Source organism: Parabacteroides sp. HGS0025 (assembly GCF_000969845.1).
GTDB classification, from domain to species: domain Bacteria; phylum Bacteroidota; class Bacteroidia; order Bacteroidales; family Tannerellaceae; genus Parabacteroides; species Parabacteroides gordonii.
Genome location: NZ_KQ033904.1, coordinates 106,708 through 124,690 on the forward strand (window position 1 = coordinate 106,708; position 17,983 = coordinate 124,690).

Consider the following 17,983-nt stretch of genomic DNA (forward strand, 5'->3'; position numbering starts at 1 on the left):
ATGTGGAATAAAATTCAATATGGATTGATCTTTGCATGGGCCAAGCTCCATGCATTCTTACCGATGCCGGTGCTTTATGTGCTGTCTGATATCCTGTACGTACTTATATACAGAGTGATCCGTTACAGGTTACGGGTCGTACGCCGTAATATGGAAGCCTCTTTCCCCGACAAATCAGAAATAGAGCTGCGCCGGTTGGAGAAGGCCTTCTATCATCATTTCGCCGACTACATTGTCGAAACCATCAAACTGGCACATATCTCCCCCGAAGAGGTATTGCGCCGTGCCCACATCAAGAACCCGGAAGTGGCTACCCGCTTGCAGGCTGAAGGACAGAATACGGTCATGATGCTGATGGGGCACTACGGCAACTGGGAATGGTTCAGCGCCTCCAGCCTGGTGTTCACCGACTCCCGTTTATGGCAGATCTACCGCCCGTTGAACAATAAGGCAGTCGACCGCCTGTTCATCTACCTGCGTACCCGCTTCGGTTCGTATGGGATGAAGAAGAACGACACGGTTCGCGACATGATGACGCTGAAACGTGAAAACAGCAAGAACATCGTTATCTTCATAGCCGACCAGACACCGAGCAAGGCCAACTTGCATTACTGGACAACTTTCCTCAACCAGGACACCGCCATACTGAACGGTGCCGAACGCATCGCCCGTAAGCTGGATCTCCCGGTTATCTTCCTGGATGTCCAGAAGGTGAAACGAGGTTATTATACAGTCGAATTCAAGCTGATGACCGCCCACGCTAAAGAGACTGCCGAAAACGAGATCACCGAATCATACGCCCGTATGACTGAAAAGATGATCCTTCGCAACCCGGCCTACTGGCTCTGGACACATAAACGCTGGAAATACAAACGTGAAGATGCAGAGTAATACTAAAAAAGTCGCCGTCGTCATCCTCAACTGGAATGGAGCGAAGCTGATGGAAGAATTCCTGCCGTCGGTAATGGATTATAGCCCGGCCGAGCTGGCAGAAGTAATCGTTGCCGACAACGGTTCTACCGATGCGTCCGTCGATATGCTGAAAGAGAAATTTCCTTCCGTACGGATCATCCAACTGGACAAGAACTACGGATTTGCCGAAGGATATAATCAGGCATTGAAGCAGATCAACAACGAATACACCGTCCTGCTGAACAGTGATGTCGAAGTAACTCCGGGATGGCTCGACGCCCCGCTGGCGGCTATGGAAGCCGACTCTACCATCGTTGCCGCCCAACCCAAGATCAGGGCACAGCGTAACAAGGATTATTTCGAATATGCCGGAGCTGCCGGCGGCTATATGGATATCTACGGATACCCTTATTGCCGGGGACGCCTGTTGCATGTTGTAGAAAAAGACGAAGGCCAGTACGACACACCTGCAGATATCCTCTGGGCTACCGGAGCCTGCCTGTTTATCCGTACCACTATCTACAAGGAAGTTGGCGGACTCGATGCCGGCTTCTTCGCCCACCAGGAAGAGATCGATATGTGCTGGCGGCTGCGTTCGCGGGGGTATCGCCTGGTATGTACGCCCCAGTCGGTCGTTTACCACGTTGGCGGTGCCACTTTGCAGGTAGAAAGCCCGCGCAAGACCTTCCTCAACTTCCGTAATAACCTGTTGATGCTTTATAAGAATCTACCGGAAAAAGACTTAAAGCATGTGATGCGTGCCCGCTTCTGGCTCGACTATATTGCTGCAACAAAGTTCCTGCTGTGCGGCCACGTTCAGAATGCCAAAGCAGTATACGAAGCAAGAAAAGCTTTCTTCGATATGAAACCTGAATATGCAGAGAAACGCCGGGAGAATCTAGCTAAGACGACGCTCGGCACTATTCCGGAGTTGATAAATGATAGCTTAATTATTGGTTTTTATTTAAAAGGGAAGAAGAAGTTTGCAGATATTAATAATCGTAAAACTTAACCATTCCTAATTATCCAGTTTTCAAGACGAATACCGGATAGATTTTGAAAGTCTTTCAAATTTTCTGTTACCATTATCATTTTATGAGCTATAGCAGTACAGCCTATCAACAAATCAAAGTTGTCTTCTGCCGGAGTACCGGCCAAACGTAACCGAACCTTTTCAGATGCGAACAAATTAAGAGTACCCGTTATTGGTAAAACATGAATAGAAGATATAAACTCGTCCAAACTCTGCTGCCGATGATGTAGTCCTTGTCTACGTCCTAATTCGGCACCATACTTCAACTCCGCAACTGTTATCTCGGATATATAACAATTATCCAATCCTACTGTATCTATTTTCTTATTAACATTGTATTTTCCCCGTAAAAGAAATATACAAATATTTGTATCAAGTAAATACTTCTTCATAACTTCAGAATGCTTTTATATCATCCTTAAACTTCCGTGACGATTTAATAGTCTCATTCAGCAAATCGGCATCATCCGAATCACCATCTTTCCATACACCATAAAAGCTATCAGCAGAAACAACTTTTTCCTTGTCTTTATGAAGCAGAGAATTACTTAAGCGAGCTATCAAATCAAGTTTTGCCTCTTTGCTCAAATCTTTCAGCACACTCCAATAATTATTTGTGTTATTAATTGCAGTATCCATATAACTGTTCTCCTTTCTATTTTTTAGCAAATATGCATTTCTCTTTAATTTCTTACCCGACAAGTATCGGAAGAGACAAAGGTAGCCAATAAATCCAAAAGTGGCAAAAGAGCGGAGGTTTTAACTTATACTCGCCTGTTCTGCGGCAAAGGCTGGGACAGGCAGGTTTACTTATGATAGGCGATATGACACACGGTAAATCGGTAATTCTTCGGTCAGAGCCATAAAATATTTTCTCCCCATATTTTAAGGCAGTAGTGAAATTACATCCCACAAAGAGTCTACGGAATAAAAACGCGGGCTTACGACCGGTTCATCTACTAATTCGTGTGCCCAGGTAGTTTGATAAGGCACATGGATGGCATAACTCCCTAATGCCAGCGGGGGAATAATATCGGAACGTACAGAGTTGCCTATCATCAGGAACTCTTCAGGGCGGATATCGAGGTGGTTGAGCAGGGCGCGGTATTCGCGGTCGGTCTTATCGCTCATGATCTCGACGTGATGGAACAGATGTTCGATACCGGAACGGCGTAGTTTCTGCTCCTGGTCGAGCAGGTCGCCTTTGGTTACAACGATCAGGCGGTAGCGGCCAACGAGGGCGTTCAGGGTGTCTTCTACCCCGTCCAATAACTCCACAGGTTTGGTGAGTTGTTCTTTTCCGAGCATAAGGATCTGTTCGAGTATACCGGCGGGTACTTTACCGTCGGTGATGCGGATGGCCGTTTCAATCACAGAAAGGATATAGGCTTTCACGCCATAGCCGTATAGAGGCATGTTACGGCTTTCCGTACGGAAAAGTTCGGCCGAGACAGTTTCGCTGTCTACATAAGGGGCAAGCAAAAGACGGAGCTTCTGCTCCGTCTCCAGAAAATAAGTTTCGTTTATCCAAAGTGTATCGTCGGCATCAAAGCCGATCACCTGTATTCCTTCTATCATAAGTTAGCTTGTTGCAATATATCGACCATTATCGGCTTGAAACCGCTTACAAAGCATTCCACGGCAATAACCATCAGGATAAGCCCCATCAGACGCATCATCACGTTGTTACCCGTCTCCCCCATATACTTGTTCAGCCGGGTGGATGCCCGAAGGATCAGGAAGGTGAAGAAGTAGACGGAAGCGATCACGCTTACCAGCAGTATCTTCTTTATCAGCGTATTCGCATCTTCCATCAGCATGATACCGTTGGCGATTGCACCGGGGCCGCAAAGCATCGGGATGGCTAGCGGGGTGATGGAGATATCGTTCACATAGGTTTTCACCTCATCGTCTTTGAGTTTTGCCTTGGAATAACGTGCCTGAAGCATGTCAAATCCAATGGTAAAGATAATAATACCTCCGGCAATACGGAAACCGTTCGTAGAAATACCGAAGAATTTAAACAGGAATTGTCCGGAGAAGGTAAAAACCATCAAGGTGATAAAAGAGACGATAGTGGCACGACGTACGATGGTTTTGCGTTCGTCGTCACTCATGCCGTTGGTCATTGTCAGGAACACGGGCATGGTGCCTAACGGGTTTGTCAACGTGAAAAAGGAGGTGAAGCACAAAAGGGCGAAAGGTAATAATGTATCCATAATAATAATGATTTAACAGGTTGATAGTAGAGGCGGGGTTGGCCCGCCCTCACCGGATTGTCACATTATTGTTGCAAAGGGCGGGCAGACCCCGCCCCTACCATAATCATTCATCCCAAACCAGATAGGCGGAAACCAACCAATGGTTCAGCTTATTACCGTCTACTTCCTGGGCTTCGGGGATACTGACTGTCAGCGTATGTTCACCCGGTTGGATATCGGTCAGTTCGACCTCTTCGGGAACGACATCGGAACCCGGACACCAGTTGGAACGGGAGAAGTCGGACGAAGCAACAGGTTCTTCCACCTCTTTTTCCGTATATCCTTTTTCACCGATATAAGAAGCCAGACGTTTCTCCAGCCACACACCCGTAGCAGGGTTGAAACGGCGGAAAGAGGCACAGTCGTTACGCCAGGGGATAAAGTCCAACACTTCTTTCCCATCCACCGAGATAATATTTTGCTTCTGGACGAACTCATCACCACCATTATGCCCGCCATGTCCGGTTACGATATATTTCAAGCGTACATTCTTCGCACCTTCCGGTATCACGAAATCGGTGGATACGTCTTTGCGGGCAAAGATATCGGGATAGGATTGTCCGATGTAGTAAACAGTGTTCATCAACGGCTCGACATGTCTCTTTGTCAATGCGTCGCAAGAGATATCCGACTCGTCCACATCGATCGTCACGCTGGCGATATAGCCTTCGGGAGTCCATGTGTCGATAAAGATACCCACATAAGCACTGCCTTCCAGCAAAGGATAAAGGTCGGTGATGTTCTGCTCCCAACTCACGCTGTCAGCCCACTGGTCGATATAGACCGGCTTACGTTTGCGGCTCAGGCTATCGTCCTCACTGCTGTAATGACCTACACCGAACGGTGTCATGAAACGCATCAGTTCGACTGTCGGCTCGTAATCTTCACCGGAAACGATACCGATCATATTTTCCAGTTTCGTACTGTCTACAGCAGGGAATTGCTTCTCCCCTTTCGCGATATTCAGCAGGTTGATCGCCGACGCTTTCGGCAGGATGAAACAGGAACCTGATTTATCCCAGCGGTCGCCGTTGGAAGCGATCGTCACTTTCAGGTTCACGGAAACGTTGCGTTTGTAATCGGGCAAGGTTACCTTCTTCAGAATGATACGCCCGTTCACCAGGTGATAGATACTGTCTGCACCTGCCTCGTTATACCCTTCGTATTGATCGGGAGCAAACTTCACCGGCGTATCATGGAATACCTGCACGGAGTAATCTCCCATTGCCGGCAATTCCCGGTGGCCACATGCAGTCAGCAGCAGAGCACCCGCCAGTGAAAAGGAGAATAAGATTTTCTTTGTCATTGTCGTTTAGTATTTAGTAAGTTCTTTTACCAGCTGCTTCTGTCCGGTTACCTTATCCGTATGGGTACAAGGGCCGGTCACACAACCACCCTCACAGGCCATTACTTCGATAAACTGTGCCGGCGCTTTGCCAGTCTTGGCATAGGCACGAAGCAGGGCGACGTTCTTTTTTGTCAGGTTGGCTACCTGTACGGCGTTTACATCCGCCTCTTTCAGATAGACCTTGACGGCGTTTATCACTCCCCCGCTCTGGGCAAAACCATGTGCTTCGCGAACGGAGTTATAAAGTATGGAGAATGGTTTTGCCTCTTCCACTTTGATATCGAGTCCTTCCAGGATAGAACCGATCTCCTCGAATGTCAGCGTAAAGTCGACAGCCGGATCCATTTTCACCTCTTTGCGCTTGGCTACGCACGGGCCGATAAATACGACCTTGCAATCCGGATATTTCTCTTTGACAAGGCGTGCCGTATAATACATCGGAGAACCTGTGGAAGATATATACTTCTTCAGATCCGGAATATGCTTTTCGGCCAGCTGTACGTATGAGGGACAACAACTGGTTGTCATGAATGGTTGTCCTTCCTCTAGTTTTTCTTTCAGTTCTTCTGCTTCACGGCGGGTAGTTTCCATCGCTCCCTGGGCGACTTCCACGATCTCTTCAAATCCCATCGCCTTGATCGCACCGTATACTTTTTCGACCGGAGCACTGAACTGTGCCAGGATAGAAGGTGCCACGATAGCGATCATCTGTTCCTTGTTACGCAGGCGTTGCAGGATATCGAACACCTGGGATATCTCGAAGATCGCTCCGAACGGGCAGGCGTTGATACATTTACCGCAGTAGATACATTTCGACTCGTCGATATGCTCCACCCCGTACTCGTCTTTGCTGATGGCTTTCACCGGACACACCTCTTCACAAGGGATGGGAATATAGACGATAGCATGGTAAGGGCAGTTCTGATGGCATTTACCACAGCTGATACAGGTATCATGGTCGATCCGTGCCTGCCCGTTCTTCTTGAACTGGATGGCATCTTTCGGACAGTTCATGTAGCAGCTGCGTGCCACGCAACCCCGGCAAAGGTTGGTGATCTCATAGTTCACCTGTACACAGGAAGAACAGGCTTCGTCGACCACACACATCAGGTTCTCTTTCTTGTTCTCCGGACGCAACAAAGCCCGTTTAGCGTACTCCGATAGCGGCGTCAGCTCATCTATCTCGTCCTGCATATCAAATCCCAGCAGAGGAAGTGTTTTGTATTTCCACACGGCACGCTCCTTATGTACGCAGCAACGGCCTATTACTTTCGATTTACGGGGACTGAGTTCTATGGGCAAGCGGTCGATCTCATCGAGCAGACGGTTCTCTTTCCAAAGTTTCACTAACTTCGCCATCAAGCCGTGGCGAACGATCATTACGTTATTGGTAAATGCCATGGTGTATATTATTTGTGCTTTAAAAATGCAAAGATAGACAAAGTTATTCAAATACTAGCTGTAGGTTTCTTCCAGAATTACAGAGGCACTGTAAACATCCCCGCCAAAAGGGGGATTCAGCTTGGAGAGCTTCAGCCTGATAGCCAGCAGTTGGGGAAATGCTCTTTTGAGCGCATTCAGGATTCGTCCGGCTGCATGCTCCAGTAACTTCGACGGGATAGCCATTTCTTCCTTGACAATTGCATACACTTCGGCGTAATTGACCGTGTCGTCCAGATCATCGCTGGCAACGGCGTTTTCAAGGGGAGCAGTCAGGATCAGGTTCACCACAAACGTGTTCCCGACACGTGTCTCCTGGGGGGATACTCCATGCCAGGCATAGAATTTCATTGTTTCCAGCTCTATTTGTACTGTCATTTTACGTTATTTTATCTGTAAAAGTAGATAAAGAAGTCCTCTCTGCAAAAAAAATAGCCTATATTTGCGAGACAAGCAACAAAGTATTTATATGATGGGAATAAAACAAAAAGACGAAAATTCCGCCGGTGGCCTACATAACACCCTAGCCGCCGGAACCACCGTTAAAGGTAATATTATTACAGAAACCGATTTCAGACTGGATGGTCAGGTAGAAGGAGATATCAACTGCAACGGGAAAATAGTGATCGGCCCCAAAGGACGTGTGACCGGTAATATTATTTCAGCCAATGCCGAGGTGCTGGGAGAAGTGGAAGGCTCCGTACGTGTCAGCGAAAAACTGGTACTGAAAGCTACTGCCAATATTAAAGGGGATGTATTTGCACAATCGCTGGAAATCGAGCCGAACGCTCGTTTCAACGGGGTTTGCAATATGTGTTCCGAAGCAAAGAAATAAACAGGACTATAGTCCTACCTGCATCAGCACTACTGTGTTAAGAACCTCAATACTACTGTGCTGATACCGGTAGGACTATAGTGCCGGTTAAAGCCAATCCCCATCCTATTTTCTTCCTGACGACTGGATCAATTGTGACACTTTCCCGTTAAACCGGTCTTCCGTCAACAGTCTTTCCAAAGGTATATGCATCCGGTAACGCCAGTAATGATTGGGGATAGCCGGGATGTTGATCCGTTCGGACTCGATATCTTTTCTCTTTACCGCATCATCGATAGCAAACCAGTCCTGTATCGGAATAATGGTCAGCATGGAATTGGTAGCCAGATGATTCGTGACGATCTGGGTAGCTATATCTTCCGTACATTCTTCCGGTGCCTGTCCCTCGCGCAACAATACATTATTATAATAGCGCTGTATCTTCTCACGGTCTTCCTTCCACCAATTGCGGAGCGGAGTCATATCGTGTGTCGATGTCGTACAAACCGAATGGTAGGGCAGGTTGAACATATCCGTAAACTCCCGCTGGGGGGTCTTCGGCATCCGCTCGATCTCCAGGCTGAGTATCTGAAGTTTATTCATTACATCGGGTACTGATTCGGGGATCATTCCCAAGTCTTCCCCGCATACCAACATATTGGTACTTGCCACCAAAGGCGTCAGACGTTTAAATGCCTGCGCTTTCCAGAAGTCATTATGACGATGATAGAAGAATTCCCAATATAATTGATCGAACGCATATCTGTCGGATGTACTCAGTTCGCTGTACATATAGGACTGGCTGGCCGAAATACGGGGATGGAATTTATCCTTTTCCTGCGGGTCACGAAGGAATAAAACCTCATTAGCAATAGAGAACAGTCCTTCCTTTATCTGCAGAGAGGCTTCATCGGTCTTTCCGGCAAACAAGGCTTCGATCTTCCGCTGCGTATCACAGAATGATTTCAGCACAAAATGATTGGAAGAAGATTGTGCCAGGTAAGTTCCTACGACTTCTTTCGACAGGGTACCGAATAATTCCGGCAGGAATTTATGGTTGATATGCGGAGTCGTAAAGCGGGCTTCATTGAAAGTAAAACCATATTGCTCTATCTCCTCTTTTGTCAGGGGAAGCGCCGGATTGAAATGACCGCAAAGTCCCTGGACATAGTCCTGCGGCACTTCCCAGATACGGAAGAAGCCTAAGATGTGGTCGATACGGAAACTATCGAAGTAATCGCTCATCTTGCGGAAACGCCTCTTCCACCAGGAGTAATTATCTTTCTCCATAATCTCCCAGTTGTAGGTCGGAAACATCCAGTTCTGACCGTTCACCGAGAAATCGTCGGGGGGAGCTCCTGCCTGACCGTTCATATTGAAGTATTGCGGTTCTGTCCAGGCATCGATACTGGTGCGGTTCACACCGATCGGGAGATCACCTTTCAGGACAATGCCATTCTTACGTGCATAGTCGGATACTGACTTGAATTGTGTATGCAGGATATACTGCAGGAAATAATAGAAAGATATTTCCGGATAAGCTCCGTTGTCTTCCGAACATAGTTCACGTATCTGCGATTTATTATAGGTCGCATTATTTCCCCAACAGGTAAAGTCGGATGTTTTATGTTTATCACGAAGATAGCTGTAAGCGGCATAAGGGACTAACCAGGACTGGCTTTGAGCAAAGAACTCCTGATATTCCGGACTGGACAGGATAGCGGAACCTTCCTGACTGAAAAATTCCCGGCAATAAGCCAGTTTATATTTTACCGCTTCCTCGTAGTCGACAGCATCTTTCGCATTCAACTCTTCCTGCTTTGCCTTGTAAAAGGCAGTCCTTCCCGCATCTTTCAGTTCTCCCATCAACGGCAGGCTGATATACATCGGATGGAGTGCATAAATAGAAATAGCACTGTACGGATAAGAGTCTCCTTTCGCATGGCTCATCGTCGTATCATTCATAGGCAAGACCTGTATGATACGCTGGCGGGTTTTCTTTGCCCAGTCGACCATCATACGGAGATCGCCAAGATCACCTACCCCGAACCCTTGCTCGGAGCGGAGAGAGAACACCGGTATTACGGTTCCCGCACATCTCCATAAAGGAAGGTTGTCGCGGAAATAGAGTCCGGATACGGTAACTGTTTCTCCAAAATCCTGCGGGGGAAGTTCGAGCTTTCTGTTTTCGTCTTCTTCCCAGTATAACGGCTGATGTTTGTCGTTATCGTAGACCAGGAATTTGTATTCCAACGGATAGACTATATCATTTGCATCCAGGTCGATATGCCAGTCAGGGAAGGTGTCGCAACTGAGGATCAGCGCTTTGTCAGGATGCCAGTTTCCCAGACACTCCTGATTACCGGTGATGGCAACGCTTTGATTCTTTTCCACCCGGGGAGCCGATATCTTAATCGTCAGCCTCTTCCCGCTTTTGACCACCCGTTCATAGGTGTTACAAGGATGAGCAAACAGGCTTTTCGTGAAAGCTGAAGAGTAGAAAGCCAGATTAGCCGGACGTATCTGCCAGTAGTCATACAAGGTATAATGATTGGCATGTCCTTCAAATACTATCTGATGGTTTTTCTCCCATTCTTCAAATACCTGCTTGTCATTTATACTTAAAAAGTAACGATATTCTATAGTCTGTTGAGGCGATGTAAGTTCCAGATCCAGCTCAAGCTGCCAGTTTCCATCCCCTTTGTAGTTCATTTCTTTAGCCAAAGCGGGCTCCCATGAGCCAAGCTCCGGAATAGATCCTACTACACATAACTTCTGCCCCCAAACGGTATGGAAGTTTATATTAAAGGTGACTTTCATGTGTATCAAATTTAGTTCCAGCCACGAAGATATAAAAAATGCGGAAATTTCTCTCCGCATTCATTAAAAATATTTGTTATACTACACTTATCCACACTTTGATGCTCCGCAGTTTGTGCAAATCAAACATCCTTCCTGATAGATAAGAGTTTCCTGTCCACAGTTCGGACATTTCTGTCCTTTCAGTTCCGTACCGTTCGGCAGGTACTTTTTCAATGCACGTTCCACGCCGTTCTTCCAGGTATTGATAGACTCGTTGTTCAGCTCCATTCCCTGAACCAGCTTGATAACCTGATCGATAGGCATACCATAACGCAACACGCCGGAGATCAGTTTTGCATAGTTCCAGAATTCGGGGTCGAACTTACCGTCCAATCCTTCGATGGTCATCTTGTAACCACGTTTATTCTTGAACTGGAAGTCATAATGTTTCTGTCCATCTTCATCATAGCTCTTGATGATCGATCCTTTCGATACATTCTTCGGAAGCATGATACCTTCGTCGTCATCTGCAAGACCGGTAAAGATCTCATAAGGACGGCCATTCAGCAAGCCGACAAAGGCAATCCATTTTTCGCGATTGTTCTGGAATTTAACAACATCAGCTTCCAGTTCACGCGGACGGGTAGCTACGATAACAGGCGGTTCCATGCAATTGCAATCGTCTTTCTTGCCCTTCTTCTCAGTCGACAACAATACACCTGAACGCGAACCGTCACGATAAACGGTACAACCTTTACATCCGCACTTCCATGCTTCCACATACAGAGAATCGACCAGATCCTCCGACACATCAGCCGGCAGGTTGATAGTTACGCTAATAGAATGGTCTACCCATTTCTGGATACGTCCCTGCATACGTACTTTCTGCAACCAGTCCACATCGTTGGACGTCGCTTTATAATACGGAGATTTAGCAACCAACTCGTCAATCTCTTCCTGCGTATATTTCTTGATAACGGAATATCCGTTAGCCTGCATCCAGGTTACGAACTTATGGTGGAATACTACATATTCCTCGAATGCATCGCCTGTTTCGTCAACAAAGTCGACACGCGCATCAGCATCATTCGGGTTTACTTTACGGCGACGTCTGTACACCGGAAGGAAGACCGGTTCGATACCGGAAGTCGTTTGTGTCATCAAACTGGTTGTACCTGTAGGTGCAATCGTCAGACAGGCAATGTTGCGACGTCCGTATTTCAACATTTCTTCATATAGTCCCGGATCAGCTTCACGCAGACGGTTGATGAACGGGTTCTTTTCTTCACGTTTTGAATCGTAAATTTCAAAAGCACCGCGTTCCTTAGCCATCATTACAGAAGAACGGTAAGCTTCCAACGCCAATGTTTTCTGAATTTCTTCAGCACATTCGGTGGCTTCTTCCGTACCGTAACGCAGACCTAAAGCAGCGATCATATCTCCTTCTGCCGTGATACCTACACCAGTACGACGTCCCTGCAATGTTTTCTTCTGTATCTTTTCCCACAAATGACGTTCAGTTTCCTTCACTTCCATCGATTCGGGGTCAGAGTCTATTTTTTCGAGGATCTTTTCTATCTTTTCAGATTCAAGATCAATAATATCATCCATGATACGCTGTGCCAATGCCACATGCTTTTTGAACAGGTCAAAATCAAAATAAGCATCCTTTGTAAACGGATTCACCACGTATGAATAAAGATTAATAGCCAGCAAACGACAGCTATCATACGGACAAAGAGGTATCTCACCGCAAGGATTGGTAGAAACCGTACGAAAACCCAGGTCTGCATACGAGTCGGGAACTGATTCACGTAAAATAGTATCCCAGAACAGAACGCCCGGTTCGGCTGACTTCCAGGCATTGTGAATGATCTTCTTCCACAAAGCCGGAGCATCGATTTCTTTTACCGTAGTAGGTTCCTGCGAATCGATCGGATATTGTTGTTTATATGAAGTACCGTTCACTACGGAGTTCATAAAGTCGTCATCAATCTTCACCGACACGTTTGCACCGGTTACTTTTCCTTCTGTCATCTTTGCATCGATAAAGGATTCAGAATCCGGATGCTTGATCGACACACTCAACATTAACGCCCCACGACGTCCGTCCTGTGCTACCTCACGGGTAGAATTAGAGTAACGTTCCATGAACGGTACCAGTCCGGTTGAAGTAAGAGCCGAATTCTTTACGGGAGATCCTTTCGGGCGGATATGAGATAAATCATGTCCTACACCTCCACGACGTTTCATCAACTGAACCTGTTCTTCATCGATCCGAATAATTGCGCCATAGGAATCGGCTTCTCCATCTAACCCTATCACAAAACAATTAGAGAGTGAGGCAATCTGGTAGTCATTGCCAATTCCCGTCATCGGACTTCCTTGCGGAACGATATAGCGGAAATGATCAAATAGGTCGAAAAGCTCCTGTTCCGATAACGGATTAGGATACTTTTTCTCTACACGGGCAATTTCACTTGCCAACCGACGATGCATATCATTAGGGGATTCCTCATAAATGTTCCCGAATGCATCCTTCAAAGCATACTTGTTTACCCATACTTTAGCGGCAAGCTCGTCGCCTGTAAAGTAGTCCAGTGAAGCCTTAAATGCTTCATCGAATGTGTAAGTTTTATGGTTCACGATAATTACTGTATTTAATAATAGTGCAAGTTTAAGAATACTTTATTTATTAGCCAAATTATTCAACAACTAAAATCGGAAATAATAGAAAGTTTTCCGTTTCAAAATACACCACCTATGAAAATCAACATATTAACTTTCGAAGCCACATAAAAAGTTTTCCAAAACAAAAACCTCTTACATTTCATGGTTTCCCAAAACAGAAAAGGACACCACATAAAATGGCATCCTTTTCTACTATATTTTAAGGCTTTTTCAGCCCTTCAGCTTAACTTCGATTTCTTCGACAGACGAACGGAAAGACTTGCTTGTTTCCATCTGGTCTTTGATCGTTTTACAGGCATGCAAAACGGTGGCATGATCTTTCTTTCCGACAATCTTTCCGATATGGGAGAATGAACAGTCGGTATACTTTTTTGCAAGATACATCGTTATCTGACGAGCCTGCACAATTTCACGCTTTCTGGAGCGCGTTTGAATAACCGCCTGATCGAGATTGAAGTAATTACATACAATTTCCTGAATCATCTGAACGGACAGTTGCTTCTTTTCAAGACGAACAGCCTGGCTAACCACACGTTTAGTCAAAGGCAGGTCTATTTCCTTATTATTGATAACAGCATTCGCCATCAGGGATACGAGAATACCTTCCAGGTCGCGAACATTTTCTGTTACATTATTTGCAATAAAGTTGAATACTTCATCCGGAATAACAATTCCGTCATGATTAATCTTATTCTTAAGGATCTTCTTCCGCAGGTCGAGATCCGGACGGCTCAACTCAGCAGTCAACCCCCATTTCAGACGAGTGATCAAACGCTCTTCCATTCCCTGTAAGTCGACAGGAGCCTTATCGGATGTAAGGATCAACTGTTTTCCTAATTGGTGAAGATGGTTGAATATATGGAAGAATGTATTCTGGGTTTTATCCATACCGATCAATTCCTGGATATCATCCAGCAACAGGACATCGATATTCTGATAAAAGTTCAGGAAGTCATTCGTTGTATTTTTACGGATCGCATCAGTAAACTGTACGCGGAAAAGATGAGACGAAACATACAATACCTTCTTTTCCGGATGAAGCTCACGGATACGGGTACCAATTGCATGACACAAGTGTGTTTTGCCTACTCCCGAAGGGCCGAATATGAATAAAGGATTAAATGTTGTCTTTCCGGGATTCTGGGCAACGGCTTCACCCGCAGTACGCACCAACTTATTACTGGTTCCTTCAAAATAGTTCTCAAAGTTATATTTGGGATTCAACTGAGGATCTAAATCCTGAGGTGCAGTCTGTACAAATGGATTAGGAGCCTTGTTTGCATCTTTGGGAGTTATCTTCTTTACTGCTACTGAACCATTCTCTGCCGGATAATCTACTGTACCGCCAGTCGTCTTATCTACCATAACACGGTAGTTAAGAATTGTCCCCTGACCGATAACACGATATAATGTAACCTTCAGTACATTTACGTATTTCTCTTCAAGATATTCGTAAAAGAACTGACTCGGTACCTGAATCGTAAATTTATTATCCTCATACGATAGAGGTATGATCGGCATGAACCATGTGTTAAAAGCGGCCTCCGGCACGATGTCTTTTATAACAGCGAGGCATTTATTCCACAATGTCTGATATTCAGTCTGCATGATTTATTACTCTCCCAACTATAGCTTTTATATTTCTTTTCGACTACAAAGTTTAGAAATTAATTCGGAAAAAAAAAGCTCCGAAATATTTGGTTCTTTTGAATGTTTAATATCCCATTTAGTGTCAGATAGTTATGAAAACACACCTGACTAGCAAGCACTTATCCACAACTCCGATCAAGAGCCCTTTATTTTGGGACACTTTTGCTATCCACACTACGTTCCTCTTTCTCATGCAAAAAGACCTCAAGAATAGGTTATCCTCCTCTATCTAAAGGCCTTAAGCAAGTCTGAAATCAGGGTTGTATATTTTTTTCTTTAATTGGAATAATTCTAAATAACATTAGATGTTTTAATATTCCTTTCAGTTAAAAAACAGAAAAATGAACATATCTTTTCGGGTTCTTCTTCAGGTCTATCAACAAATTGGATGCATTCACCATCGTACTATCCAAATTATCATATAAACTCCTGTCATTCAACAATAAGCCCAGACTATTATCCTTCTTATTCAGCTTGTCTGTAGTAAGCTGAAGGTTAGCCAAAGTAGCATTTATCGAATTTACTGTTGTTGCCAGATCCAACTCCTTCAAACCGGAACTTACTTCAGTAAAATTTCCTGTTATCACTTTCAGATCAGAAACAATACCCGGAACCTCTTTACTCAGGAGCGTATTCAACTGACGGGTAGATACCTCCAGATTACCCGTTGTCTTTTCAATATGATCCAACGACTGAGCAATGGCCGGATGGGTAATCAGCGTTTGCAGGCCTCCCAGGATCGAATCGATCTTTGGTAGAAGCTCTGCCACACCGGGCAAGATCTTCTCCTGCACCGCCTGCATCATATCTTCTTCCATTCGTCCTTCAAGGGTTGCCCCGGGCTTCAGGTAATCTTTTACATATTTATTCAGATGTATATGAAGCTCACCTCCACTCAGCAATGTCTTAATAATCGTAATATAACTGCCGGATGTCAGTTTCATCTCATCATCCAGGCTGATCTCCACCGTTATTTTATCCGTATTTTCATAATCATAGACAATACTCCTAACCAATCCAACTTTAAAACCATCAATATAAACAGGACTGGAGACAGTCACATCTTTTACATTATGAAATGTAACGAAATAATGATTTACCGGTTTAAATAAATTTATCCCTTTCAGATAATTAATCCCGAAATACAGCAATGCCAGACTGATAATACTTACAAGTCCGATCTTTGCCTCTTTGGTCAGTATACTTTTCATTCCTTTAAATTATATGTTTCTCTATTTAATATTTCACCTTTTTGCCATCTTTAAATGCTACGATAAACGCATCTTTAAAGTCCTTAGCCACCTGTCGACGCAACTTTCTGATAGAATCAAAATCCGTTGTTTCGCCATAAGTATATTTATAAATTCCTTTTTCTACAAAGAAGTTCACATTCTTATATCCTTTAAACACTTTAGCCCCCGGAGAAAGTTTTTTATCGGACGTAAGAATTTGCACTTTATAGATTATTTTACCTGTCGTATCCGACTTTCCTTTAGTCGATGCCGCAGGCTGCGATTGCTTTCTTTGCGAAGAGGTTGAGGTATTCTTTTTCCTGTTAAGAATATACTCCTCACTACCGACCGGAGCATCGGAGAGGTTATCCTGCGTTTCCGGTTCACTGCTTACTTCCGGGACACTGCGTGTCTCCGATGAAGCAACCCGGGTATTAGCTCCCGCAGAAACTCCTCCCTGTTTCCTGTCGTATTCCTTTTTATATTTGGTAAAAGCATCACTGAGCGCACTTGCCAGTTTATTCTGCCCGTCGGACGATTTCATAAAGCGCTCTTCTTCCCGGTTGGAGATATACCCTAATTCGACCAGGACACTCGGCATACTTGTTTTCCTCAATACCAGGAAACCAGCCTGCCTTACACCTCTGTCGCCACGGTTGGCCGATGTAAAACACTTCTGTATCTCTGAAGCCAAGCTGATACTTTGCTCCATATGCTTGTTCTGCATAAACTCGAAGATAATATACGACTCAGAGGAATTCGGGTCGAACCCTTCATATTTCTGAAGATAATTATCTTCCAGAAGAATAGCGGAGTTCTCACGCATAGCCACAGCCAGGTTTTCATCGGTACGGGCCAAACCTAATGTATAAGTTTCCGTACCACGGGCTGTACTTCCTTTTTTTACGGAATTAGTATGTATCGATATAAACAAATCAGCTTTATTCCTATTCGCTATATTAGCACGTTCATCCAACTCGATAAAACGATCTGTTTTACGGGTATAGATAACTTTTACATCGTCATGATTGGCCGAGATTTTATCCCCCAGCTTTAAAGCCACAGACAGATTGATCACCTTTTCATCGATAACAGTACCACGTGCGCCCGGGTCTTTACCACCATGACCGGCATCGATCACAACAGTAAATGTCTTCTCCCTGGCCTGAACTACAGGCAGAGTCAGAAACAAGGCTATCAGCAGATTTATATATAGAAAAGATATTTTTGCCACCTTAAAGTTTTATTGCAAATTTGGGGCAAATGTAGTGTTTTTTTACTGATTAATAGTTCATAAAACAAAAAAAAGCGAACCCCAAAGGATTCGCTTTCTTACTTTATCTTGTGTTACTGAATTATTCAGAAACCACTTCGAAAGGAATTTCAACAGAAACTTCTTTGTGAAGTTTAAGGATAGCCTTGTAGCTACCAACTTCTTTAACAGCTTCTTTGATATAGATAATCTTACGTTCTACTTCGTGACCAGCTTTTGCCAAAGCTTCAGCAACCTGGATATTTGTTACAGAACCAAAGATTGTACCTGTTGAGCTGGTCTTTGCACCGATAGTCAGTGAAACACCTTCCAACTTTGCAGCCAATGCCTGAGCATCTTCTTTGATCTTAGCCAATTTGTGAGCACGTTGTCTCATGTTTTCAGCCAATACTTTCTTTGCAGACTCAGAAGCGATAACTGCCTTACCCTGGGGGATTAGAAAGTTACGTCCGTAACCGTCTTTTACTGTTACGATATCGTCTTTGTAACCTAAGTTGATTACATCTTCTTTCAAAATAACTTGCATA

General features: G+C 44.8%; 16 protein-coding genes. 3 read left to right on the forward strand and 13 right to left on the reverse strand.

What is annotated here, in order from left to right:
* Entirely contained in the window at positions 1-891 is an 891-nt protein-coding gene (locus tag HMPREF1212_RS23395) for a lysophospholipid acyltransferase family protein (RefSeq protein ID WP_028726961.1), read from the forward strand.
* A complete protein-coding gene (locus HMPREF1212_RS23400; protein WP_046151378.1) occupies positions 881-1,924 on the forward strand; it encodes a glycosyltransferase family 2 protein in 1,044 nt (347 codons plus the stop codon). Before HMPREF1212_RS23395 ends, HMPREF1212_RS23400 begins: the two co-directional genes overlap by 11 nt.
* Here HMPREF1212_RS23400 and HMPREF1212_RS23405 read toward each other — a convergent pair.
* The 7 genes from HMPREF1212_RS23405 to folB form a co-directional block, all read right to left on the reverse strand.
* Positions 1,921-2,337 carry a type II toxin-antitoxin system VapC family toxin gene (locus tag HMPREF1212_RS23405; protein WP_028726959.1) on the reverse strand — a complete coding sequence of 139 codons (417 nt, stop codon included), beginning with the start codon at positions 2,335-2,337 and terminating at the stop codon, positions 1,921-1,923. The two genes, HMPREF1212_RS23400 and HMPREF1212_RS23405, sit on opposite strands and share 4 nt — an antisense overlap.
* 4 nt (positions 2,338-2,341) lie before the next feature.
* On the reverse strand, positions 2,342-2,584 hold the full coding sequence (locus HMPREF1212_RS23410; RefSeq protein ID WP_028726958.1) for a hypothetical protein: 243 nt from the start codon (positions 2,582-2,584) through the stop codon (positions 2,342-2,344).
* A gap of 246 nt (positions 2,585-2,830) precedes the next feature.
* A complete protein-coding gene (locus HMPREF1212_RS23415) occupies positions 2,831-3,520 on the reverse strand; it encodes an HAD family hydrolase (RefSeq protein ID WP_046151465.1) in 690 nt (229 codons plus the stop codon).
* Positions 3,520-4,164: a MarC family protein gene (locus HMPREF1212_RS23420; RefSeq protein WP_046151379.1), complete on the reverse strand. Its 645-nt coding sequence runs from the start codon at positions 4,162-4,164 to the stop codon at positions 3,520-3,522. Before HMPREF1212_RS23420 ends, HMPREF1212_RS23415 begins: the two co-directional genes overlap by 1 nt.
* A gap of 106 nt (positions 4,165-4,270) precedes the next feature.
* On the reverse strand, positions 4,271-5,512 hold the full coding sequence (locus HMPREF1212_RS23425; protein WP_046151380.1) for a PNGase F N-terminal domain-containing protein: 1,242 nt from the start codon (positions 5,510-5,512) through the stop codon (positions 4,271-4,273).
* Positions 5,513-5,518: 6 nt separating this feature from the next.
* A complete protein-coding gene (locus HMPREF1212_RS23430; protein WP_046151381.1) occupies positions 5,519-6,955 on the reverse strand; it encodes a monomeric [FeFe] hydrogenase in 1,437 nt (478 codons plus the stop codon).
* Between the two features lie 54 nt (positions 6,956-7,009).
* Positions 7,010-7,372, reverse strand: coding sequence for a dihydroneopterin aldolase (gene folB / locus HMPREF1212_RS23435; RefSeq protein WP_046151382.1), 363 nt, complete (start codon positions 7,370-7,372; stop codon positions 7,010-7,012).
* A gap of 94 nt (positions 7,373-7,466) precedes the next feature.
* Between folB and HMPREF1212_RS23440 the strand changes: the two genes are divergently transcribed.
* Positions 7,467-7,829, forward strand: coding sequence for a bactofilin family protein (locus HMPREF1212_RS23440; RefSeq protein ID WP_198293306.1), 363 nt, complete (start codon positions 7,467-7,469; stop codon positions 7,827-7,829).
* Positions 7,830-7,934: 105 nt separating this feature from the next.
* Here HMPREF1212_RS23440 and HMPREF1212_RS23445 read toward each other — a convergent pair whose 3' ends face one another.
* The 6 genes from HMPREF1212_RS23445 to rplI all read right to left on the reverse strand — a co-directional run bounded on the left by HMPREF1212_RS23445 (position 7,935) and on the right by rplI (position 17,982).
* Positions 7,935-10,628 (reverse strand): 4-alpha-glucanotransferase, encoded by a 2,694-nt coding sequence (locus HMPREF1212_RS23445; protein ID WP_046151466.1) that lies wholly within the window; start codon positions 10,626-10,628, stop codon positions 7,935-7,937.
* A gap of 87 nt (positions 10,629-10,715) precedes the next feature.
* Positions 10,716-13,256 carry an adenosylcobalamin-dependent ribonucleoside-diphosphate reductase gene (locus HMPREF1212_RS23450; protein ID WP_046151384.1) on the reverse strand — a complete coding sequence of 847 codons (2,541 nt, stop codon included), beginning with the start codon at positions 13,254-13,256 and terminating at the stop codon, positions 10,716-10,718.
* Positions 13,257-13,511: 255 nt separating this feature from the next.
* On the reverse strand, positions 13,512-14,909 hold the full coding sequence (gene dnaA, locus HMPREF1212_RS23455) for a chromosomal replication initiator protein DnaA (protein ID WP_028726947.1): 1,398 nt from the start codon (positions 14,907-14,909) through the stop codon (positions 13,512-13,514).
* Between the two features lie 368 nt (positions 14,910-15,277).
* Positions 15,278-16,162 (reverse strand): MlaD family protein, encoded by an 885-nt coding sequence (locus HMPREF1212_RS23460; RefSeq protein WP_028726946.1) that lies wholly within the window; start codon positions 16,160-16,162, stop codon positions 15,278-15,280.
* Positions 16,163-16,187: 25 nt separating this feature from the next.
* Positions 16,188-17,417 (reverse strand): N-acetylmuramoyl-L-alanine amidase family protein, encoded by a 1,230-nt coding sequence (locus HMPREF1212_RS23465; RefSeq protein WP_046151385.1) that lies wholly within the window; start codon positions 17,415-17,417, stop codon positions 16,188-16,190.
* A 121-nt stretch (positions 17,418-17,538) separates the two neighbouring features.
* Entirely contained in the window at positions 17,539-17,982 is a 444-nt protein-coding gene (rplI, locus tag HMPREF1212_RS23470) for a 50S ribosomal protein L9 (protein WP_028726944.1), read from the reverse strand.
* Position 17,983 lies beyond the last annotated feature (1 nt).